This window comes from uncultured Clostridium sp., assembly GCF_947036855.1.
Taxonomy (GTDB): Bacteria; Bacillota; Clostridia; order Clostridiales; family Clostridiaceae; genus Sarcina.
This window is the reverse complement of sequence record NZ_CAMQRY010000200.1, coordinates 1-2969: the sequence shown is the minus strand read 5'-3', so window position 1 is coordinate 2969 and position 2969 is coordinate 1. Positions and strand designations below refer to the sequence as shown.

General features: G+C 23.9%; 3 protein-coding genes. 2 read left to right on the top strand and 1 reads right to left on the bottom strand.

From position 1 onward, the window contains the following. A partial coding sequence (locus Q0V15_RS12705) for an ATP-dependent helicase (protein ID WP_297439511.1) occupies nucleotides 1-1842 on the top strand: 1842 nt, incomplete at its 5' end. A gap of 80 nt (nucleotides 1843-1922) precedes the next feature. On the opposite strand, the gene Q0V15_RS12700 is transcribed toward Q0V15_RS12705, so the two are convergent. Further along, the gene (locus Q0V15_RS12700; RefSeq protein WP_297439510.1) at nucleotides 1923-2045 is read right to left on the bottom strand and encodes a hypothetical protein; all 123 of its coding nucleotides are present in this window, start codon (nucleotides 2043-2045) and stop codon (nucleotides 1923-1925) included. Between the two features lie 332 nt (nucleotides 2046-2377). On the opposite strand from Q0V15_RS12700, the gene Q0V15_RS12695 reads away from it, so the two are divergent. Beyond that, nucleotides 2378-2761 carry a hypothetical protein gene (locus tag Q0V15_RS12695; RefSeq protein ID WP_297439509.1) on the top strand — a complete coding sequence of 128 codons (384 nt, stop codon included), beginning with the start codon at nucleotides 2378-2380 and terminating at the stop codon, nucleotides 2759-2761. Nucleotides 2762-2969: the final 208 nt, after the last annotated feature.

Here is a 2969-nt window from a genome sequence, read left to right as displayed (position 1 = left end):
AATATAGATATTAAAAATATTATAATTTTAACTTTTACAAAATCAGCAGCAGAAAATATGAAAAATAGATTTATTACCGATTTTAAAAAAGAAAATGCACCTTTTTTTGGAACTTTTCATGGGATGTTTTATAAAATTTTAGCAAGATATCATGGTAAAATTGAAATTATTAATATTTATGAAGCTTATGGTGTTATTAAGAAGGTACTACAAAAATTTAATGATGAAATAAGTGATGATAAAGTTAAAGAAATACTTAACAATATATCATTAAAGAAATCTAGTTATGATGGTGAGTTTACACCAACAGTAGCAACTAATATATTTGAAGCTTGCTTTGAATCATATGAATCGTATAAAGAATATAAAAATTTATTAGATTTTGATGATTTGCAAAAGCGAGGAATAGAATTATTAAAAGAAAATCCTAATATGTTAAATGGATATAAAAATTTATTTAAATATATTCTTGTTGATGAGTTTCAAGATTGTGATAACACTCAAGTAGAATTTTTAAGACTAATGAATGCAAATTTATTTGCAGTTGGCGATGAAGATCAATGTATTTATTCTTTTAGAGGATCAAATCCAGCAGTAATAGTTGATTTTGAAAAAGAATTTTTAGATGCAAAGAAAATTTACTTGAAATATAATTATAGAAGTAAAAAAGATATAGTAGCAATATCAAAGAAAGTTATAGAAAAAAATATTATAAGAGATAATAAAGATATTATAGGGTTTAAAGAAGAAAGTGGTTTAATTGATATAGTTATTCCTTACGATGAATCAGAACAAGGTAAAAAGATAGCTGAAAAAATTAAGATATCTTCAGCAGAGGATGAACTTTATTCTGATAATGCTATATTATATAGAACAAATTTAGAATCAAGAAATATTATTGATAGATTAATTAAAGAAAAAATACCATTTAGACTTTTAGATAAAGAATTTAATTTCTTTAATCATTTTGTTTGTCAGGATATAATAGCATATTTAAAGTTAGCACTTGATCCAACTGATAAAGAAGCTTTTATTAGAGCTATAAATAAGCCATATAGATATATATCTAAAGGTGTTATAAAAGAATTAAAAGAGGAAATAACAGTTGTTAATTGCTTTAATTTTATATTACAGTCAAAAGATATACATCCATTTCAGGTAAAGAAAATAGAAGATTTAGCCAAAGATATAGCCAATTTAAATAGACTTACACTTAGAACAGCTATAGATTTTATACTGAGTGATTTAGAGTATCTTGATTATATAAAAGAATATTCTAATAAATACAATCAAAAAGCCGAAGATTTATTTGATATGATAGAAGAATTTAAAGAAGCTGCAAAAGAGTTTAATAAAATAATTCCATTTTTTGCTCATGTTAAAGATATTGAAGAAAATATAGTAAAGTCAAAGGCTATAAAACAAGATGCTGTAATTCTTAGTACAATACATGGTGTAAAGGGGATGGAGTTTAAAAATGTACATGTAATTAATTGTGTAGATGAAATGATACCTCATAAAAATGCTACAAATTTAGAAGAAGAAAGAAGAATTTTCTATGTAGCACTTACAAGAGCAATAGAAACTTTAAATATATATATCCCTAAGACTTGTAAAAATGATTTTAAAGAACAAACACCATTTTTAAAGGGAATTATAGAAGAAGTTAAAATAGCTTATACAGGTGATTTTAAAGTTGGTCAAAGGGTACATTCAAATACTAATGGTCATGGAACAGTAGAAGAAGTTAAAGATGGAATAGTAACAATCATATTTGGAAATGTTCTTAAGAGATTTAGTATAAAAACAGTTGTGCAAGCCGGGCTTATAAAAATAGTATAGAAGAATATAAAACAAACTCCATCACCCAAATATTAGGTGATGGAGTTTTTTATATTGAATAATTTTCAAACTTTAATTTATTAGCCTATATAAGCCATAAATAGTCTTCCGATTAAATTTATCTCATCTGTTGACAATATAACATCAGTAGCTCCAGTAAATTCTACATCCATGTTAATAGTTCCAACAGTTTTATCACTCATAAGTACTGTGTAAGAGTTTTGGTCAATTATTTTTTTGAATTGTAAATCGTTAATTTTAAACACCATCCTTTATTTATTAGTTTTATTTTGTACAATCTATTTATCGGAAGCATATAAAAAAACTTTACGTTAAATAAATAACAAACTTTAACTAAATTGTTAACAATTAGGTAACTTTGAAAAGGGATATGAAAAAACATCTTGTTTTAACAAATGCCACTCACTTAATTGATAACAATATATTGAAAAACAATAAGTTTTTCTTGAAAAATGAAAATAAAGGTGGTATTGTATATATAAAGATTAAGATTGAGTGAAGGGGGAGTTTATAAATGAATATAAGAAATATAATTATTTTAACGAATAATGAAAATGAAATTTTATTAAAAGAAGATAATTCTTTTTTTGAACTTTATACAAAAAAGGCGGAAGAGTTATTAGATGGAAATATAAAAAAATACATAGGTGAATATATTGAGGGAGAATTTGAAGATTTAAATATTATAAGTAAGAAGAAAATAAATTATTATGGTGAGGAATTAGTCTATATTTATGTTGAAGTAAAAAAGCATTATACATTTTCAAAATTAAAAAAATTTAATAAAGAAACGGATAAATTTGATAGTATATATATTAATGCTATTGAAGAGTATCATTTAAAAATATGGAATTATAGAGATACTAACCTTAAAAAATGTACAATTATAGAAGAATGAGTTATTAAAGTAGATAGAAAGGATTGTATATTTTCAATTATTATAGGAATATTATGTGGGATTTTTATGTTCTATGGAGCTAGTGATATTAATTATTTTGGAGTATGGGTAACATTAGTAAGTTTTGCAGTAGCAATATATTTAGTTTATAGCAAAAAAACAGAAATTAAAAATAAAATAGGCGCAGTTATTTTAGTAAGTGGGCTGG